Origin of the sequence: Halonotius sp. F2-221B (genome assembly GCF_046719765.1) — an archaeon.
Lineage (GTDB): Archaea > Halobacteriota > Halobacteria > Halobacteriales > Haloferacaceae > Halonotius.
In genome coordinates this window covers 15,520-33,314 of the sequence record NZ_JABEBY010000010.1, presented here as the reverse complement: position 1 = coordinate 33,314, position 17,795 = coordinate 15,520, and the positions used below count along the sequence as shown (strand labels likewise).

The 17,795-nt window shown below is 61.7% G+C and carries 11 protein-coding genes and 6 pseudogenes; 12 read left to right on the top strand and 5 right to left on the bottom strand.

Annotated elements, in window-relative coordinates; genetic code table 11:
* Nucleotides 1–84 precede the first annotated feature (84 nt).
* The 8 genes from gatE (at nt 85) to ndk (ending at nt 4,645) form a co-directional block, all read left to right on the top strand.
* A complete protein-coding gene (gatE, locus tag HKK80_RS08595) occupies nt 85–1,959 on the top strand; it encodes a Glu-tRNA(Gln) amidotransferase subunit GatE (protein ID WP_411799190.1) in 1,875 nt (624 codons plus the stop codon).
* Nucleotides 1,960–2,072: 113 nt separating this feature from the next.
* The gene (locus tag HKK80_RS08590; protein ID WP_411799189.1) at nt 2,073–2,348 is read left to right on the top strand and encodes an AbrB/MazE/SpoVT family DNA-binding domain-containing protein; all 276 of its coding nucleotides are present in this window, start codon (nt 2,073–2,075) and stop codon (nt 2,346–2,348) included.
* Nucleotides 2,345–2,734 (top strand): PIN domain-containing protein, encoded by a 390-nt coding sequence (locus HKK80_RS08585; RefSeq protein ID WP_411799188.1) that lies wholly within the window; start codon nt 2,345–2,347, stop codon nt 2,732–2,734. The genes HKK80_RS08590 and HKK80_RS08585 overlap by 4 nt, the downstream gene beginning before the upstream one ends.
* Nucleotides 2,731–3,177 (top strand): MaoC family dehydratase, encoded by a 447-nt coding sequence (locus HKK80_RS08580; protein ID WP_411799187.1) that lies wholly within the window; start codon nt 2,731–2,733, stop codon nt 3,175–3,177. Before HKK80_RS08585 ends, HKK80_RS08580 begins: the two co-directional genes overlap by 4 nt.
* A gap of 188 nt (nt 3,178–3,365) precedes the next feature.
* Complete coding sequence (gene rpl7ae / locus HKK80_RS08575; RefSeq protein WP_142442081.1) at nt 3,366–3,728, top strand: 50S ribosomal protein L7Ae; 363 nt, start codon at nt 3,366–3,368, stop codon at nt 3,726–3,728.
* A 6-nt stretch (nt 3,729–3,734) separates the two neighbouring features.
* Nucleotides 3,735–3,962, top strand: coding sequence for a 30S ribosomal protein S28e (locus tag HKK80_RS08570; RefSeq protein WP_021061981.1), 228 nt, complete (start codon nt 3,735–3,737; stop codon nt 3,960–3,962).
* A gap of 2 nt (nt 3,963–3,964) precedes the next feature.
* Nucleotides 3,965–4,156, top strand: a complete 192-nt coding sequence (locus HKK80_RS08565) for a 50S ribosomal protein L24e (RefSeq protein WP_120084264.1) — start codon at nt 3,965–3,967, stop codon at nt 4,154–4,156.
* Between the two features lie 24 nt (nt 4,157–4,180).
* Nucleotides 4,181–4,645, top strand: a complete 465-nt coding sequence (ndk, locus tag HKK80_RS08560) for a nucleoside-diphosphate kinase (protein ID WP_411799186.1) — start codon at nt 4,181–4,183, stop codon at nt 4,643–4,645.
* On the opposite strand, the gene HKK80_RS08555 is transcribed toward ndk, so the two are convergent.
* From HKK80_RS08555 to HKK80_RS08535, 5 genes and pseudogenes are all read right to left on the bottom strand, one after another.
* On the bottom strand, nt 4,646–6,163 hold the full coding sequence (locus HKK80_RS08555; RefSeq protein WP_411799185.1) for a sensor histidine kinase: 1,518 nt from the start codon (nt 6,161–6,163) through the stop codon (nt 4,646–4,648).
* Nucleotides 6,164–6,259: 96 nt separating this feature from the next.
* Complete coding sequence (locus tag HKK80_RS08550) at nt 6,260–7,354, bottom strand: DNA topoisomerase IV subunit A (RefSeq protein ID WP_411799184.1); 1,095 nt, start codon at nt 7,352–7,354, stop codon at nt 6,260–6,262.
* 38 nt (nt 7,355–7,392) lie between these two features.
* Nucleotides 7,393–9,495 (bottom strand): annotated as a pseudogene (locus HKK80_RS08545) (DNA topoisomerase VI subunit B); the annotation flags it as partial.
* Nucleotides 9,496–9,525: 30 nt separating this feature from the next.
* Nucleotides 9,526–11,193 (bottom strand): annotated as a pseudogene (locus HKK80_RS08540) (DNA topoisomerase VI subunit B); the annotation flags it as partial.
* Nucleotides 11,194–11,544, bottom strand: a pseudogene (locus tag HKK80_RS08535) (ATP-binding protein); the annotation flags it as partial.
* 114 nt (nt 11,545–11,658) lie between these two features.
* Here HKK80_RS08535 and HKK80_RS08530 point away from each other — a divergent pair.
* From HKK80_RS08530 to gyrA, 4 genes and pseudogenes are all read left to right on the top strand, one after another.
* Nucleotides 11,659–13,167 (top strand): annotated as a pseudogene (locus HKK80_RS08530) (DNA gyrase subunit B); the annotation flags it as partial.
* Nucleotides 13,153–14,841 (top strand): annotated as a pseudogene (locus HKK80_RS08525) (LAGLIDADG family homing endonuclease); the annotation flags it as partial. The pseudogenes HKK80_RS08530 and HKK80_RS08525, both read left to right, overlap by 15 nt.
* A gap of 6 nt (nt 14,842–14,847) precedes the next feature.
* A pseudogene (locus tag HKK80_RS08520) lies at nt 14,848–15,267 on the top strand (DNA topoisomerase IV subunit B); the annotation flags it as partial.
* On the top strand, nt 15,267–17,795 hold the full coding sequence (gyrA, locus tag HKK80_RS08515) for a DNA gyrase subunit A (protein ID WP_411799183.1): 2,529 nt from the start codon (nt 15,267–15,269) through the stop codon (nt 17,793–17,795). The pseudogene HKK80_RS08520 and the gene gyrA, both read left to right, overlap by 1 nt.

The following is a 17,795-nucleotide window of genomic DNA, read 5'->3' as shown; positions in this document are numbered from 1 at the left end:
GGAGCACGGCTATCGGCCGCTGCTGCCGACCGGGCGGTCGTCGCATCTGCACCTTTTTAGGCTCCCGTCGCACACACCACACCAATGAGTTCCGACGCCTACGACTACGAGGCCCTCGGCTTGGTCGCCGGCCTCGAAATCCACCAACAGCTCGACACCGAGACCAAACTGTTCTGTGAGTCGCCGACCGACCTTCGTGAGCCCGAGGAATCCGACCGAACGATCACGCGCTTCCTTCATCCCACGAAAAGCGAGTTGGGCGAACTCGACGACGCCGCCCTCGAAGAGAGCCGTGTCGACCGCGAGTTCGAGTATCTTGCCTACGACTCGACCTGTCTCGTTGAGGAAGACGACGAACCACCGACGGAGGTCGACGGCGAAGCCCTCTCGGTCGCCATGCAGATCGCCTCGCTGCTGGATATGGAAATCGTCGATCAGCTCCACGTCATGCGAAAGCTCGTCATCGACGGCTCGAACACCTCCGGCTTTCAGCGGTCGATGCTCCTCGGCCAGGAAGGCGAGATCCAGACCAGCGAGGGGCCGGTCTCGATCGTCGACCTCCTGCTCGAAGAGGAGTCCGCCCAGCGCGTCGAGGAATATGACGGCGGCGTCCGCTACAGCCTCGACCGGCTCGGTATTCCGCTTGTCGAGATCGGTACCGGCCCGGACATCCGCACCCCCGAACAGGCCAAGGAGGCTGCCAAACGGATCGGGATGTTGCTGCGCTCGACCGGGAAGGTAAAGCGGGGGCTCGGTACCATTCGCCAAGATGTCAACGTCTCCATCGCGGAGGGTGCCCGCGTCGAAATCAAAGGCGTGCAGGCCCTCGATCAGATCGATGAGATCGTCCGGCTGGAAGTCGGTCGCCAGTCCGAACTCGTTGATATCGCCGAGGAACTCCAAGCCCGAGACGCAAGCGTCGGCGACACGCAGGACGTGACCAACATCTTCGAGGACACTGACTCCGGCGTCATCGGCGGCGCGCTTGATGACGGCGGCACGGTGACGGCCGTCCCACTGTATGGATTTGACGGCCTCGTTGGCCGCGAGATCCAGCCCGATCGTCGGCTCGGTACCGAACTCTCGGATCACGCCAAGCGAAACGGTGCTGGCGGCATCTTCCACACCGACGAACTGCCGGCCTACGGCGTCACCGACGAGGAGGTCGCCGCGCTCCGCGAGGCCGTCGGCGCGGGCGACGACGACGCCGTCGCCATCGTCGCCGCCGACCCAGAAACAGCTGATCTCGCTATCGAGGCAGCTGCCGAACGCGCCGAAACCGCCATCGAGGGCGTCCCTGAGGAAACCCGCGACGCGACCGACGAGGGCACCACTCGCTATCTCCGCCCGCTACCCGGCGCGGCGCGGATGTACCCCGAAACCGACGTGCCGCCGGTCGAACCCGACCCCAGCGAGATCGACGAGCCCGAACTCCTGACCGAGAAGGTCGACCGCTACCAAGAGGAGTTTGATCTCGACAGCGGGCTGGCCGAACAGGTCGCCTACGGCCGCCGGATGCCGCTGTTCGAAGAGGCGGTCGACCGCGGGATCGACCCGACCTTTGCGGCCTCGGTGCTGGAAAGCACGGTCACTGAACTCCGCCGCGACGATGTTCCGGTCGAGAACATCGCCGACGCCCACTTCCTCGCTGTCTTCGATCTCGTTGCCGACGGCGAGTTGGCGAAAGAGGGCGTCAACGACGTGCTAACGGTGCTCGCCGAACAGCCCGATCTGACGGCCGAGGAAGCCATTGAAGAGGCCGGACTCGGCGGTGTCGACGACGACGAAGTCCGGGAGATCATCGCCGGCGTCGTCGAACGCAACGCCGACCAAGTCGCCGAAGAAGGCATGGGAGCCTTCTCAGGATTGATGGGCGAATGTATGGCGGAACTCCGCGGGAAAGCCGACGGCGACACGGTCAGCGACGTGCTGCGCGAGGAGATCGGCAAACGGAGCTAAGCGTCCTCGTGCACACAGTTCCGAAAGGCGTGAATACAGCTGCCGTTTGATGGTAAAAAATCTCGATATGTGGGGAGAAAGTATTAGTTCTACCACGATCAAGCCTTACGTAGATGTCGATACAGACTGACACACAGGGGCGGCTCTATCTTCCAGCGGAGCTTCGTGAGGAGTACGGCGAGAAGTTCCACGTTGTCAGGTATGATGACCGACTCGAACTGATCCCGATTGCCGACGATCCACTGGCGGCGGTTCGGGAGGCTGTCGGTGATGCCTTCGAGGGAAAATCGGCAGCAGCACTCAAAGAGGAGGCACTTGCGGCCGCCCAACGAGAAGCTAAAACCGACCTCAAACGGTCGGATGAAGAGACAGCAAGCGGTGAGAAATGACCTGCTTCGTTGAGACTGATTTCCTCGTCGCGCTGGCAAAAGATTCCGACTGGCTACAAGAACGTGCCGAATCGGTTCTCGAAGATAACGATGTAGTCACATCGCCGTTCTCATATCTCGAACTGCTGATTATCAACGAGCGACACGAGTACGACTATGCTCAACTGTTCGCCAATATGCTTGCCCTCGTTCCCGTTGGTACCGAAGAGGAACACCAGATCGTCCTGAAAGCGGTGACATATTACGAGGAGGGGATGACGCCATTCGATGCCTTCCACGCGGCAACTGCCGAAACTCGACGGCTGTCGATCTGTTCATCCGATACGGCATACGAGGCGGCGGATGCTGAACGGCTTCCGTTGGAACCACCTGAGGAGTCACGATGACGCTTTATTTCGAAGATCTGGCAGTCGGCGACGAGTGGACGAGCGACGACTACGAGATTACTCAAGATGAGATCATCGAGTTCGCCGAACAGTACGATCCCCAGTGGTTCCACACCGATCCCGAGCGTGCCGCCGAGGAGTCGATCTATGGGAGCCTGATCGCCGCGGGGTTCCACACGGCCGCGATCTCGACGCGGCTGTTCGTCGACTGTTTTTTATCTGACACCGCGACGCTCGGCGGGAAGGGGATCGACAAACTCCGCTGGCATGAGCCGGTGCGGCCAGGCGATCGACTCTCGATCCGCGCCGAAATTCTTGAGTTGGAGGCAGAAACCGATAGCCGCGGGCTGGCTGACATTCAGATCGAGACCGCGAACCACGACGGCGAGGTCGTCTTTTCGATGATCGCCTTAGTGATGTTTGCCCGGGGAGACGAGGCCTAAAATCGCCTGCATAAACCGCCGACAACGACTGTGGTTTGCCATCACACGGTCGACGGGGTTTGAAAGCGCTTTTATGTGGGTGCGCCAAACGACGGGGTACAGCCTATCCGGGTTGATGATACGCCTCGCCGTCAGGGATCTACCGTTTGGCGAGGTTGTGTGAGCCCGAGGATAGGGAGAGGAAAACTATGGCAGTTTACGTCAACTACGAAACCCCAGCCGACCTCGAAGAGCGCGCACTCGACGCCCTTGAGGTCGCCCGAGACACAGGCAGCGTCAAGAAAGGAACCAACGAGACCACGAAGGCCGTCGAGCGCGGCAACGCCCAGCTCGTCTTCGTCGCCGAGGACGTCTCGCCCGAAGAGATCGTGATGCATCTCCCCGAACTCGCCGAGGAGAAGGGTATCCCGGTCATCTTCGTCGAGACCCAAGACGATGTTGGCCACGCCGCCGGCCTCGAAGTCGGCAGTGCCGCGGCCGCCGTCACCAGCGCGGGCGACGCCAGCGACGACATCGAAGATATCGCCGAGAAGGTCGAGGAACTCAACTAACCACCCATGAGCGCAGAAGAGGAGACAACTGGCGACTCGACGGCCGCTGAGGTCATCGAGGTCGTCGGCAAAACCGGGATGCACGGCGAGGCCATGCAGGTCAAATGCCGCATCCGCGAAGGCTCGAACAAGGGCCGCATCATCACGCGCAACGTGTTGGGCCCGATCCGCGAGGGCGACGTGCTCCAGCTGCGGGAAACCCAGCGCGATGCGGACTCAATCGGAGGGCAATAACGATGGTTGAAACGCGAACGTGTGACTACTCAGGCGAAGAGATCGAGCCTGGAACGGGGACGATGTTCGTCAAGAAAGACGGCACCATCCTCCATTTCAAGGACTCGAAAGCTGAGAAGAACTACCGGCTCGGCCGCGAAGCCCGCGACCTCGAATGGACTGAGGCTGGCCGCAACGACGGCGGCCAACAATAAGACCCCACGGAGCATACCCTTCCTATGTCCTACGACGAGCGAACCTTTGTGATGGTGAAACCGGACGGCGTCCAGCGTGGCTTGATCGGGGAGATCATCTCTCGGTTTGAGCATCGAGGGTTAAAACTCGTCGGAGCCAAAGCCCTCCAACTCGACGAGGAGCGTGCGAAAACGCATTACAGCGAACACGAGGGCAAGCCGTTTTTCGAGGGCCTCGTCGAGTTCATCACCTCCGGGCCGGTGTTTGCGATGGTCTGGGAGGGGAAAGATGCCACCCGACAGGTGCGTCGGATGGTCGGCGCGACCGACCCTGCTGAGGCCGCCCCCGGCACGATCCGTGGCGACTACGGCCTTGATCTGGGTCGCAACGTGATCCACGCCTCCGACCACGAGGACGAAGGCGCAAACGAACGAGAGATCGCGGTCTTCTTCGACGACGCGGAGCTGCTTGACTACGAGCAGGCGACCGACGAGTGGCGCTACGAGTAGCTACGCGTCGGGTGTTCCGCGCCCATCTCCTACCGCATCGACACCGGTGATCTCAATTCGAGCACCGCTCTCCGCGCTGTCGGCAAGTGTCACGTCCCAGCCGTGGGCTGCGGCGATCTCACTGACGATATAGAGCCCTAACCCGGTTCCGTCGCGGGTTGTCGTGTACCCCCGCTCAAAGATGTTCTCGCGGTCATCGGGCGGCACGCCCGGGCCGTCATCCACGATAACAAACCCACCGTCGCAGTTCTCGACTGTGATCGTCACCTCGGTGCCGGTGTGGTCGATGCTGTTGCTGAACAGGTTTTCGAGCAGCTGGCTGAGCCGGCTCCGATCGGCTATGATCGTGCGATCCGTCTCGACACGCAGGGTCGCCTCCGCCGTCGAGAGAGTCGTCCAACACTCCCGAGCGATATCGTCGAGATCGACCGGTTCAACGGTATCGATCCCGTCGCCCTGTTTGGCCAACACGAGGAGATCGTCGATCAGCTGTTCCATCCGATCGACGGCCCGCTCGGCGCGCTCGAAGTGTTCGGTTTCGCCAGTTTCGACGGCTAACTCCAGTGAGCTCCCCATCACGTGCAGGGGGTTTCGGAGGTCGTGGCTGGCGATGCTGGCAAACTCCGCGAGCCGCTCGTTTTGGGCTTCAAACTGTTGTTGTGTCGCTCGTTGCTCGGTGATATCGACGTAGTGTTCGATCCGGCCGCCGGCATAGGGGCCATCCGGAATCGGGTAACTGGCGTGTTCGAGCCACCGATCGTCGCGGCTGTCGTCGCCGACAACATGGCAGGTGAACTGCTCGATGTAGGTGTTGTCGTCGTAGGTGGCACACACCGTCTCGGCGAACCGCTCGGGCTCGGCGAAGATGTGTTTGAGCCGGTCGTTGATGAGTTGTCGTTTGTCCTTACCGAGCACGTCGGCACGGTCGATACCAAAGTAGTTCTCAACCCCCTCGTTGAGCCAGACGACCGAGAAATCGCTGCCGAGGACGAAGATGCCAACCGAGGAGATCGCCAAGCCGTCTTCGATCAGCGACCGGTAGGCTGGCTCGCCGTCGCTCGCCGTGTCGATATCGGTTGTTTCACCGTGTTGGCCACCAGCCATCGCGGTTTGGTGGCCCGCCCCGGTCGCATCGGTGTCGTCAGTTGTCGGCGTGGTGTCGACAGCCGTGTGGATCCGTTCTGCCAGTGCTGTCGTGTGGTCGTGGTGTGATTCGGCGGGATGGCCCCCACCGGCGTTCCCCTCGCCAACGATCGGCGGGTCACGTGGCGGCGGCGCAAGCAAACACGGACACCCAGGGGCGGTGTTCCACAGCGTGTCCATCGTCGTCTCGTCTGCTCCGGCGACAGCGTCGGGGGTGACAACGAGACAATCAGCGGCGTCAGATGACAGTCGTGTACACCCCTCGGCCACGCTGTCGGCTCGCTTCACGTCGAAGCCATCGCGGTCAGCCAGCGGCGGCGACTTCGATCCGGGCGTCGAACCACCGATATAGAGGACGCGGATCGATGCAGGCATAACATGTGTTCTGAGTGGTACGAATAAAATAGTGGCGATTGCTATCCAAGCATTGGCCAAATATAGTATTTATCTACTGTGTATTTTCAATATCGTCTAGAGAACGCCCATTTGGTCGAGTCGTTCCGGCAGATACGTATCCGTGACGAAATCCAGCCCGTTGGCCGCCAGCGACTGCTGTTCGGCCTTTTTGCCGATATCGAGTTGCAGTTCGATCTGCTCCTCCCAGTAGTCGGTCTGGAAGCGCGGATCGGTCAACTCCGACTCAAGGGCGTTGATATCAGAGTCCGCCAGCGGATCGGTCGGGAGATCGTATTCGACGATATCGGTCGGCTGGATGCCGACGTAGCGCGCCTCAGGTGTGGCGAGATGCTCCGAGAGGTGGGCGGATTTGATCGAGCCGTAGGCGACCGAGCCATAGATCCGGTACGACCACGGGTCGCCGTCACAGAAGACCACGACCGGCAGATCAAGCTCATCGTGCAGCCGTTTGGTGATCCGGCGGGTCGCCCGGGCGGGCTGGCCTTTGAGGTGGACGACGAGGCAGTTGTACTGCTCGTCAAATCCGTTTTCGATCAACCGGTCGCGCATGCCACCGGTCTCGACACAGAGGACGAAATCGATGTCGGCGTCCAGAAACTCGATCGTATCGGGGTTGTTCGGGATCTGGTAGCCGCCCTCACCAACGTCTTTCTGACAGTGGATCTCGCGTTCGCCCCTTCGCGTTTGCTCGCGCAACAGCAGCGGCCCCATCAGCGTCGCCCCGGACTCCTCGGGGCGCATATGGAAGTCCTCGCGGGTGACCTCCGAGACGATCTCAAGATCCTCGATCAGCTGGTTTGACTCGTCCTGATCGGAGAAATGGGCCTCCTCGTTGTCCCACGACTCCGAGAGGTAGTAGAGTTCACGCAGCGTCGAGGAACGATCCTGGTCGAGTTGCTCCGCGAGGAACTCGATGGTGTAGACGGCTTTCAGCAGCTTGCGGGCTCCCCGCACCGAGTTCGCACTCCGTGTCGAGGTGCGGTCGCCATAGACCCAGACCCCGGAATCAGGATCATACTCGATGTTGCTCTTGGTTCGGGTTGGCAGCGTCATATGCGGGATCTCGCCGTCGGCGAACTGGTCGTAAAACTCGGCGGCAAGATCGATGAGCTGTTCGCGGGCGCGTTCTTCGTTGAGTTTCGTGCTCATAATTGGGTTAGATTGGTTGGGTGTGGGTTCGTCGTGGCTCAGGCGTTCAGTGTCAGCTTCTCGCTTTCGACACCCTCGACGGTGATGTCGAACTCGGCGTCGTCGCCGACTGTGTAGGTGAGTTTCGTCTCCTCGCCGGCCGACAGCGACGGCGACCACTGGATGAACCACTCGCCGTCGAGATCGACGACGGTGGCTCCGTCACCGTCGACATCGGTCGGTTCAACCGAGACGATCTCCGTGATCTCGGGTGTTTCGGCGCGATCCGAATAGTTCTCGACATGGAGCGTCACCGTCCCATCGTCGATCTCGCGGTCGATACAGAGGTTGTTCATGATCCGGCCCATCGCGGCGTCGATGTTGGGTCGCTCCTGGCCGGTCACCTCGGCGACCTTGTCGGCCATCTCCGGGAGGATCTGACTGAGGACGCTTTGTTTCTGTTGGCGTTTCTCAAGGGAGCGTCGCTTGTTGAGATAGGATTTGAGTTCGCGGGCGGCCTCCCGGATCGCCAACTCGATCTCGTCTTCGATTTCGGGAATGTTCGCAATCGCATCCTTCGATTCGCTGGTGAAGGGGACGTTCGTTGAGGCGACGTGAATCATCAGTACGGCGGGGCCGTTCGGCAGGCCACTCCCGCCGGGCTGATCAAGCCCGTAGTTCCGCCAGCCAATCTGTTTGACCACATCTGTCGAGCTACAGGCCCCCTGTTGGTAGACCAGCGGGACGCGGTTGGCAAACCGGAGGAGATCGATCTTCCCCTCCGACGGGAGGTCGCCACCGTAGGCGATCCCGGCTTCGACGATGAAGGGGTCGCCGCCGTGGACTTCGGCATCCCGCGTTGCGGCGGCGAAGAAATCAGCGTCGTACTCCTTACGGAGGCCGGCCTCGACGAGGTCGGCCGTGATCGGTGAGAGACAATCCGTCGGCGGCGCGAGGATGTCGGTCGCCCGCATCGCTTCCAACAGTTCGCTGGCGGTGTCGCGGTCGCCGTCGATCGCGCTGATCTTCGGTACATCGTCGGGAACCGTCTGGGCAGTCGACCACAGGGCCTCGGTGATGTTCTCGCGGGCGGTCTCGCCGAGTGTTACGTCGTCGTACTCGACGGTCGCATCGGCGGCCGCCTCGACCATTGCCGACAGGTCGTCGTGTGTTACCCGGAACCGTCTGTCGTCGTCATCGCCGAGACCATCGGCTCGTCGGGCTAGCCGCTCGGCGAGGGCTTCGACGGTTTCGTCGTCCTTCCGGCTGCTCGTGGCATCGTCAACGAGACCGTAGAGCCCGGGCGTGAGATGATCGCGGCCGGGCTCCTCGCCGTTGGTCTCGTCGTCCTCGAAGGCGGTGAGTTCACCCCACGCGGCGGCGACAGCGGCTTCTCGAACCGTCGCCCCGAACGTGCGGCCGGTGTCGGCTTCGACGCCGTCGGCGATCTCGTCGACGATACCCGCCAACTCGGAGTACGCGGTGCGGTCACGGCCGCGCAGCGTCGATTCGATTTCGGTGGCGAACGTCTCGGTCGCCTCAGCTCCCTTGTTGGCAACGGCGTCGGTGACAGCCCCCGCGATGTCGATGCCGGTGGCGGGGGTGGGCCAGGCGAGTTCGCGGCCGAAGTGGCGGTCGCGGAACGAATCGAGGACTTTGTCGGCGGTTTTCTTCCCGACACGGGTGAACTCATCTTGGAGGAATCCCGAGACAGAGTACGAATCCGTCGCGGCGATCATCTTGATCAGCGTGCCGAGTTCGACGCCGTGAGGGTGTGGGCGGATCTCGCTGGTTTCCGCGGGCAGTTGGTCGGTGCCGCGTTCGAATTTGAGTGGTTCCTCAAGCCCGGGTTCGCGCAACTCTATTCTGGCGTGTGGGTTGACAACGGCCGTGTTTTTGATATACTGGTGGAGCTGCTGGCGGGCCCGCATGTTTGCTTCCATCTCCAACTCGATGCGTGTGCCGTGGGTACGATCCCACGTTGTCGGCTCCGAGTCCCGGATTTCCGGCTCGTTGGTGTCGGTGTCGATGATGAGCTCGAAGTATTCGGCCTGGTCGGCTTCCTTCGTTCGACTCGTGATCTTGGCGGGTTTGCCGCTGGTTAGTTGCGAGTAGAGGACGGCCGCCGAGATCCCGATCCCCTGCTGCCCGCGGCTGTTTTTCACGCTCAGCGCGCCATCGTTGCAGACGACGAAGTTCTCATCGTGGCCGGTCGCGCCCGGCACGGAGATGTCGTAGACGTACTCGGGAGATTCGGTTTCGGTGACCGACTCAACCGGGAGCAGACACATATCCGTCTCCGACAGGCCCTGCAGGTTCTGTATCGTCGACCAGAGTTCCGTGAGCTGGTCGGTCGGCTGATGGTCGTCATCGAGCAGCCCCCACCCTTTGAGGTTGTGACTGTACCGTGGTTCGTCGACGTACTCGCCGGCAATCGCCGCCTCGATCAAGTCCGCATACGTCTCTGCGTGATCGATCTTTGAGCCGACGCCGGCGGCCATGAGCAGGCCGGGCACCGAATCTGGCACTGTTTTGCTGTCTGCTCGTCCAACCCGCACGTCGTCGAGAAGCGAGGTGGGGATCCGTTTGTACGTCTGTTCGGTCGTGTCCTTCGACGGTGCAAAGACATCTGCGAGGTCTGTATCGTCGCCGTAGACCTTGGTTCGGTACTGCTCGGTCTCACCTGCGGCGTACCCGTCCGTGTTCGACGCGACCTCCGTGCTCGCCAGCACCCCTTGCATGTTCCACAGCACCGATAGTTGGCGGGCAAGCGTTTCGCTCGTTGTCGTATGCGAGAGTTCATTGCTGGGATGGCTATCCGAGCCGTCGCCCTGATACAGCGCGGCGATGAACTGCTGTTGTAGCTCAGCATCGAGTTCAAAGACGAATGAGGGAATCCGTTTGTTTCGTGCCGCATCGCCGCAGGCCGAATGCAGAAACATCGCCAACGGCGATCCGAAGGCCTTCACGCGCGTCGCGTTCCGCTCGCGGTCGACAGTCGTCGTCGTGCCACCGACGGCGGCGACGGCCTGCTCGGTCGCTTCGATCAGCTCGGACTCATGGCTGCCGAAGGTGAAGCCGATCTGCCTGTCATCAACATGACCCTCCGAGATGTAGTACGCCACGAGTTCGACGAGTCGTTCGTCGGCCGGCAACGTCACCGGGATCGTCGTCTCCTCGCCGCCGACCTGATAGGTGACAAACTCACAGTCGGCAGCCTGCTGTTCCCAGCCGAGTTCGAGCACGGTTTCGGCGGGGAGATAGCCGTCCTCGATGTAGTTGGTCTCGAAACTGTCGCGGAGGATTTCGACGCCCTCGTGGACGTAGTAGTACCGTTCCCGGTTGCTGTCAGGAGCGGGTTTCTTGCGGACGGTGTCCTCGCTCCGTAGGGTTTCGAGTTGCTCGCGGTCAAAGCCGTAGACATAGCAGCGGCGACCGTCAAGCTGGTCGGCGGTGATATGATTGAGGAGGTTGATCTCTTCGGTGGTCTCCTCAGGCTGCGGGAGGCGACGGGGGGTTAACAGCGTATCGCCGGGCTGTAGATCGCCGGCGGCAACCTCTCGGGTTTCGCCGTCTTTGTTGAGGGTGAAGACGCTGTGGTTGCCGGTCACCTCGACCGTTCGGCCCTTTTGTGTCGTCACCTCGTAGGTCGCTTCCTCGGTTTCGTGACGGATCGCGTGCGTTACCGGCTGCCACGTCATCTTTTGTGTCTCGCGGTCGAAACACGGCACCTCGATCCCGTCGCCGACCGGGGCAGTACCCCCGCCGTCGGCTGGGAGATACGCATCGCATAGCGTCCCGATTGAGACGAACTCGATGTCCCCGTCGCGGCGGACGAGCAGTCGCTGATCCGGGGTCAGTGATTGCTCACGGGCATGGAACCTGGAGCCGTACAGCAGTTTGCCGAAGATCTTCGGGACTTGGTCTTTCGTAATCCCGGGGCCGTTGTCCTCGACGACAACGCGGTAGTAGTCGCCGACCTCACTGATCTCGACGTAGATATCGGGTCTGATCCCGGCTTCCTCGGTGGCGTCGAGGGCGTTGTCGACGGCCTCCTTGACCGCGGTGACGAGGCCGCGAGCCCCCGAGTCGAAGCCGAGCATATGCTTGTTCTTCTCGAAGAACTCGGCGATGGAGATCTCGCGTTGGCCCTTGGCCAACTCCTCGGCGATCCCCTCGTCGGCACCGAGTTCCGCCTGGAAGGATGTCATGCTATGAACCCTCTTTCGCCGGGGGGAGTATAATTTGTGTGACTGTCCGCCCGGCTACGCGCGCGCGGGTGCGGGAGCTTTATGCCACGGGGTCTACTAGGAGTGTATAGTTCTATGGCAGACGAAAGCGACTACGGAGCCGGACAGATCCAAGTCCTTGAGGGCTTGCAGGCTGTCCGCAAACGGCCGGCGATGTATATCGGCTCGACCGACGGTCGCGGGCTCCACCATCTCGTTTATGAGGTCGTCGACAACTCGATCGACGAGGCGTTGGCGGGCTACTGTGACCACATCGAGGTGACGATCCACGACGACGGCTCCGTCTCGGTCGCCGACGACGGCCGCGGGATACCGGTCGACATCCACGAGGAGTACGATCGGCCGGCCGTCGAGGTCATCATGACCGTCCTTCACGCCGGCGGGAAGTTCGACAACAAATCCTACCAGGTCTCCGGTGGGTTGCACGGCGTCGGCGTCAGCGTCGTCAACGCCCTCGCCAAATCCCTGGAGGTCGAGGTGCGCCGCGATGGCTATCTCTGGACGCACAGCTTCGATCACGGCGAGCCCGAACCCGACGGCTTCCAGCAGGTTCGCCAACTCGAACCCGACGAGGAGACCGGCACGCAGATCCGCTTTTGGCCGGACGACGACATCTTCGAGACGACCGAGTTCACCTACTCGACGCTGGCCAACCGCCTCCGCGAGCTTGCCTTTCTCAACTCCGGCGTCAAGATCACACTCACCGACGACCGCACCGACGAGGAAGACGTGTTTCTGTATGACGGCGGCATCAAGGAGTTCGTTCACTATCTCAACGAGACGAAAACCCCGCTCCACGAGGAGGTTATCTACTTCGACGACGAGGAAGACGATATCGCCGTCGAGATCGCCATTCAGGCCACTGACGAGCTCCAGGGCTCGATTCATGCCTTCGCCAACAACATCAACACCCGCGAGGGCGGCACCCATCTCACCGGCTTCAAGACCGCGCTCACCCGGGTTATCAACGATTACGCAAACGACCACAATCTGACGACCGATCTCGATGAAAACCTCAAAGGCGAGGACGTACGGGAGGGTCTCACCGCGGTCGTCTCGATCAAACACCCCGACCCGCAGTTCGAGGGCCAGACCAAGACCAAACTTGGCAACAGCGAGGTTCGCGGGATCGTCGAAAGTGCGACCCACGAACACCTTCGAACCTATCTCGAAGAAAATCCCGACACCGGCGAAGCCGTCGTGGCGAAGGCCGCCGAGGCAGCCCGTGCGCGAAAGGCAGCCAAACAAGCCGAGGAACTAACGCGCCGAAAATCGGCGCTGGAATCGACCGCCCTGCCCGGCAAACTCGCCGACTGCCAGACGCGTGAACCCAGCGAGAGCGAGCTGTTTGTCGTCGAGGGCGACTCCGCCGGCGGCTCGGCCAAACAGGGCCGCGACCGCCACAATCAGGCGATCCTCCCGATCAAAGGCAAGATCCTCAACGTCGAGAAACATCGTCTCGATCGCATTCTCGAAAACGACGAGATCCGCGCGCTGATCACCGCGATCGGCGCGGGCGTTGGCGAAGAGTTCGATATCGAGGAGGCGCGGTATCACAAGATCATCCTGATGAGCGTCGATGGCGAGGAACACGGCTTTGTCCGCGATGGCGACGGCAACACCCAGTTCGTCGAGATCGGTTCGTTCATCGACGGTGTGATCGACGCCGACGGCGATGGCTACGACGACTACGAGGTACTCTGTTTCGGTCGCGACGACAACCGAACCAAGTTCCGGCCGATCGATCAGGTGATCCGCCACAAGATCGATGAGCCGCTCTACGAGATCGAAACGGACTACGGGCGGAATCTGAAAGTCACCGCCTCACACAGCGTGTTCGTCCACCGCAACGGAGAGATCCAGCTAGCCAGCGGCGACGAGATCGAATCGGGCGACGAGGTCGTCGCCCCACGGTCGATCCCCGTCTCCGGCGACCGTGATGGCGATCGGATCGACCTGCTGGCCGAACTCGTCGCCCGACAGGACAAACTGGACTCGGAACTCTACGCCCGTGGTGAAGGGATCGAAGAGATGTTCAAACAGCAGGTTCGCGCGGAGTACGCCACCGACGGCGGGGCCGTCGCCCGCGCGGAGCCGCGCGTCGAGATCCCGGAATCGGTTCGCTCACAACTTCGATCCGAACGAACCGATGCGGGACTGACACAGCAGGACGTGTGTGATGCCGTCGGCGTCTCCCAGCCGATCACAGTCTCGCAGTGGGAGCGTGGTAACTCGCGGCCGACGGTCTCGAACTTCGAGGCCTACTGTGGGGCGGTCGGCGCGTCGCCCGCCGCAGTGATGGACGATGTGACTGTCGGCGACTCGCTGCTCGATCAACGCTGGAACAACCAGTACGAGGGCGCGCCGACCAACCGCGTTCGTGACTACGTTCGGATCAGCGATCTTGAGGAGTCGGATCTCGACGACATCCCCGAGGATGCCCACGTTGAGTTGACACCGGAACATTACGCCGATCATGGGATCGATCGCTACATCAGGATCGACGAGACGCTCTGTGAGCTGTTCGGCATCTACGCAGCCGATGGATCAAGTTCGCCGCGCAACGGAATCCGCCTGGCGATTGGTGACACCAATGCGTCGTTACGAGAGCATTACATCGATGCGTTCGAGGCGGTCTTCGGGATACCGGCCAAACACAGCGAGGCCGACGACCGCGTCGACGAGGTTAAACTCGTCAACCGCGCCGCAGCCCTCGTCTGGGAACACGCCTTCGGCTTCGATGGCGAAACGGCAGTCAAAAAATCGGTTCCGGATCTCGTCTTCGACGTGTCGTCGTCGTGTCAGCAGGCGTTCCTCCGCGGATATCTGCACGGCGATGGAACCGTCAACGAGAATCGGATCGCGTGGACGACTTGTTCACGCGATCTCGCCAGTGGTCTCATGTATCTGCTCTCCGCACAGGGCGTCATGGGCTCTCACTCCACCACACCGCCGTCGGTTCTCGATGCCGGCTACGAGACGAACGCGGAGCGACACACCGTCACGGTCGCAGCGCGCGCTGATCTCGACCGGATTCGTGACGTATGGGCATCCCACCGTAACGGCGACGCACTCGTGCCGAAAATCGATGACGGCCACGACAATCCGGGTGCAAGGCGATACCGTGAGATATCCGATGACCTTATCGCCCTTTCGGTGAGAGAGGTATCGGAAGTCGAGCCGTCCAGCGAGTACGTCTACGACTTCTCCGTTGAGAGTGACGAGAACTTTATCGCCGGCATGGGCGGGCTCTGTGCGCATAATACGGACGCGGATGTTGACGGAGCCCATATCAGAACACTCCTCTTAACCCTGCTATACCGCCATATGCGGCCGTTGATCGAAGCTGGCTACGTCTATGCCGCTCAACCGCCGCTGTACCGCGTGCGCTACCGCGGGAACACCTACGACGCGATGACAGAGGCTGACCGCGACCGGATCGTCGAAGAGAAGTGCAACGGCAACCCAACCCAGGTGCAACGGTTCAAAGGTCTTGGCGAGATGAACCCGGATCAACTGTGGGAGACGACGATGGATCCAGAGAATCGCATCCTCAAGCGGATCACCATCGAGGACGCCGCGGCGGCCGACCGGATGTTTTCGGTGTTGATGGGCGACGCCGTCGAACCGCGGAAACAGTTCATCAAGGAACACGCGACCGACGCCGAATGGGTTGATATCTAATGAGCACAGATCTCCCTGATGACTCCGACGTAGACGCCGCACGCATCGAAACCGCCCGGATCGAAGACGAGATGGAGCAGTCCTACATCGATTATGCGATGTCGGTCATCGCCGGGCGCGCACTGCCCGATGTCCGCGACGGCCTCAAACCCGTCCACCGCCGCATCCTGTATGCGATGCACGAAGCTGGCGTCTCGGCGGGCTCGGCCCACCGCAAAAGCTCCTCGATCGTCGGTGAGACGATGGGTGATTTCCACCCCCACGGCGACAGCGCGATCTACGACACCCTCGCCCGGATGGCGCAGGATTTCTCGATGCGGTATCCGCTCGTCGACGGCCAGGGGAACTTCGGCTCTGTTGACGGCGACCCGCCGGCCGCGATGCGCTATACGGAGGCCCGCATGGCACCGATCGCCGAGGAGTTGCTGGCCGACATCGACAAGGATACCGTCGATTTCAGCGCGAACTACGACGACCGCCTGCAGGAGCCTGACGTACTCCCGTCGGCGTTCCCGAATCTCCTCGTCAACGGCTCCTCCGGGATTGCCGTCGGGATGTCGACGAACATCCCGCCGCACAACCTCGGCGAGGTGATCGATGCGACCGTCCACCTGATCAACAACCCCGAGGCGACCGTCGAGGATCTGATGGAGCACGTCAAGGGGCCGGATTTCCCGACCGGTGCTAACATCGTCGGCCGGGGTGGCGTCCACTCGGCGTACAAGACCGGCCGCGGTCGCGTCCGCGTCCGCGCCGAGTTCGAGGTCGACGAGGAGGAGGGCCGGATCGTCATCACCGAACTCCCCTTCCAGGAGAACAAGGCCCGTCTCGTCGAGCGCATCGCCGAGGATGTCAACGAGGGCAAACTGGAAGGGATCCGTGACCTCCGCGATGAATCTGACCGCGACGGCATCCGCGTCGTCATCGACCTCAAACGCGATGCGATGGTCGATGTCGTCAAAAACCAGCTGCTCGAAAGTCACCTCGAATCGACCTTTGGCGTCATCAACCTCGCACTCGTCGACGGCGCGCCACAGGTGCTGGATCTCCGGGAGACCATCCAGCACTACCTCGATCACCGTCGTGAGGTCGTCCGCCGTCGCTCTCAGTACGAACTCGACGAGGCCGAGGATCGCGCCCACATCCTCGAAGGGCGACTGACCGCGCTCAACAACGTCGATAGCGTTGTCGAAACCATTCAGGATGCCGACGACCGCGACGCCGCAAAAGCCGCCCTGCGGGAGGAGTTTGCGTTCTCCGAGGAGCAGGTCGCCCACATCGTCTCGATGCAGCTCGGCTCGTTGACCTCGATGGAGGCCCAGGCGATCAAAGACGAGTACGAGGAGGTACAGGCGCGGATCGACCGCCTTCAGGAGATCCTCACCAACGAGAGCGAACTGCTGGGCGTCATCGAGGACGAACTGCTCGAAATCAAAGACGAGTACGACGACGAGCGACGCACCTCGTTTATCGAGGACACCGACACCGTCGCCCACGAGGATCTGATCCCCGAGGAGGATATCGTCGTCGCCATGTCCGAAGACGACTACATCAAGCGGATGCCGCTGTCGACCTTTTCCGCTCAGCACCGCGGCGGCAAAGGGATCATCGGCACCGACCTCAAGGAGGGCGATTCGGTCTCCTCGGTGTTTGTCGCCAACACCCACGACTACCTGCTCTGTTTCACGAATCAGGGCCAGATCTACAAGCTCCGCGGGTTCCAGATCCCCGAGATGGGCCGCACCGCCCGCGGCAAATCCGCGGTCAACATCCTCGATCTCGACGACGGCGAGGAGTTGACTGCCGTGGTCAACACCGACGACATCGAGATCGAGGACGGCGACGCCGACCGCTATCTGACGATGGTGACCCGGGACGGCTACATCAAACGAACCGATGTCGCGGCGTTCCAGAACATCCACACCTCGGGGATCCGTGCGATCCGCCTGGAGGATGGTGACGAACTCACCGACGTGGAGGTTACCGACGGCGACCGGACGCTCGTGGTAACAACCGCGGGCGGCATGTCGATCCGCTTCGACGAGGACGATGTTCGCGCGATGGGCCGGAGCGCCCGGGGCGTCCGTGGGATCGACCTCCAAGACGGCGATACGGTCGCCGGCGTCGCCGCCGTCGACACCGACCGCCACAGTTGGGTGCTGACGGTCACCCAAAACGGCTACGGCAAACGCTCCGATATCGACGACTATCGTGTCCAATCGCGCAACGGAAAGGGGCTGATCGACATCAAAACCGGCGACCGAAACGGGCCGGTCTGTGCGATGGAGACCGTCGGGCCGGGCGACCACCTCGTCGTGATGAGCCGGTCGGGCCAGATCATGCGAACACCCGTCGAGGATATCTCGACGGTCGGTCGCAACACGATGGGCGTGATCGTCATGGATCTCGAAGCAAACGACCGTGTCGCCTGCCTTGATGTGATCCCACGGGAGATGGTGACCGATGAATCCGAGGCCGACGTTGATCTCGACGCCGACCCCGAGACAGCGACCGCAAGCGACGACTAA

Bases quoted from the DNA above. Each gene is read 5' to 3' on its own strand.
- HKK80_RS08580 (WP_411799187.1), top strand. From the start codon at position 2,731: ATGACGCTTTATTTCGAAGATCTGGCAGTCGGCGACGAGTGGACGAGC.
- rpl7ae (WP_142442081.1), top strand. From the start codon at position 3,366: ATGGCAGTTTACGTCAACTACGAAACCCCAGCCGACCTCGAAGAGCGC.
- HKK80_RS08555 (WP_411799185.1), bottom strand. From the start codon at position 6,163: ATGCCTGCATCGATCCGCGTCCTCTATATCGGTGGTTCGACGCCCGGA.
- HKK80_RS08570 (WP_021061981.1), top strand. From the start codon at position 3,735: ATGAGCGCAGAAGAGGAGACAACTGGCGACTCGACGGCCGCTGAGGTC.
- HKK80_RS08590 (WP_411799189.1), top strand. From the start codon at position 2,073: ATGTCGATACAGACTGACACACAGGGGCGGCTCTATCTTCCAGCGGAG.
- gyrA (WP_411799183.1), top strand. From the start codon at position 15,267: ATGAGCACAGATCTCCCTGATGACTCCGACGTAGACGCCGCACGCATC.
- gatE (WP_411799190.1), top strand. From the start codon at position 85: ATGAGTTCCGACGCCTACGACTACGAGGCCCTCGGCTTGGTCGCCGGC.
- ndk (WP_411799186.1), top strand. From the start codon at position 4,181: ATGTCCTACGACGAGCGAACCTTTGTGATGGTGAAACCGGACGGCGTC.
- HKK80_RS08585 (WP_411799188.1), top strand. From the start codon at position 2,345: ATGACCTGCTTCGTTGAGACTGATTTCCTCGTCGCGCTGGCAAAAGAT.
- HKK80_RS08565 (WP_120084264.1), top strand. From the start codon at position 3,965: ATGGTTGAAACGCGAACGTGTGACTACTCAGGCGAAGAGATCGAGCCT.
- HKK80_RS08550 (WP_411799184.1), bottom strand. From the start codon at position 7,354: ATGAGCACGAAACTCAACGAAGAACGCGCCCGCGAACAGCTCATCGAT.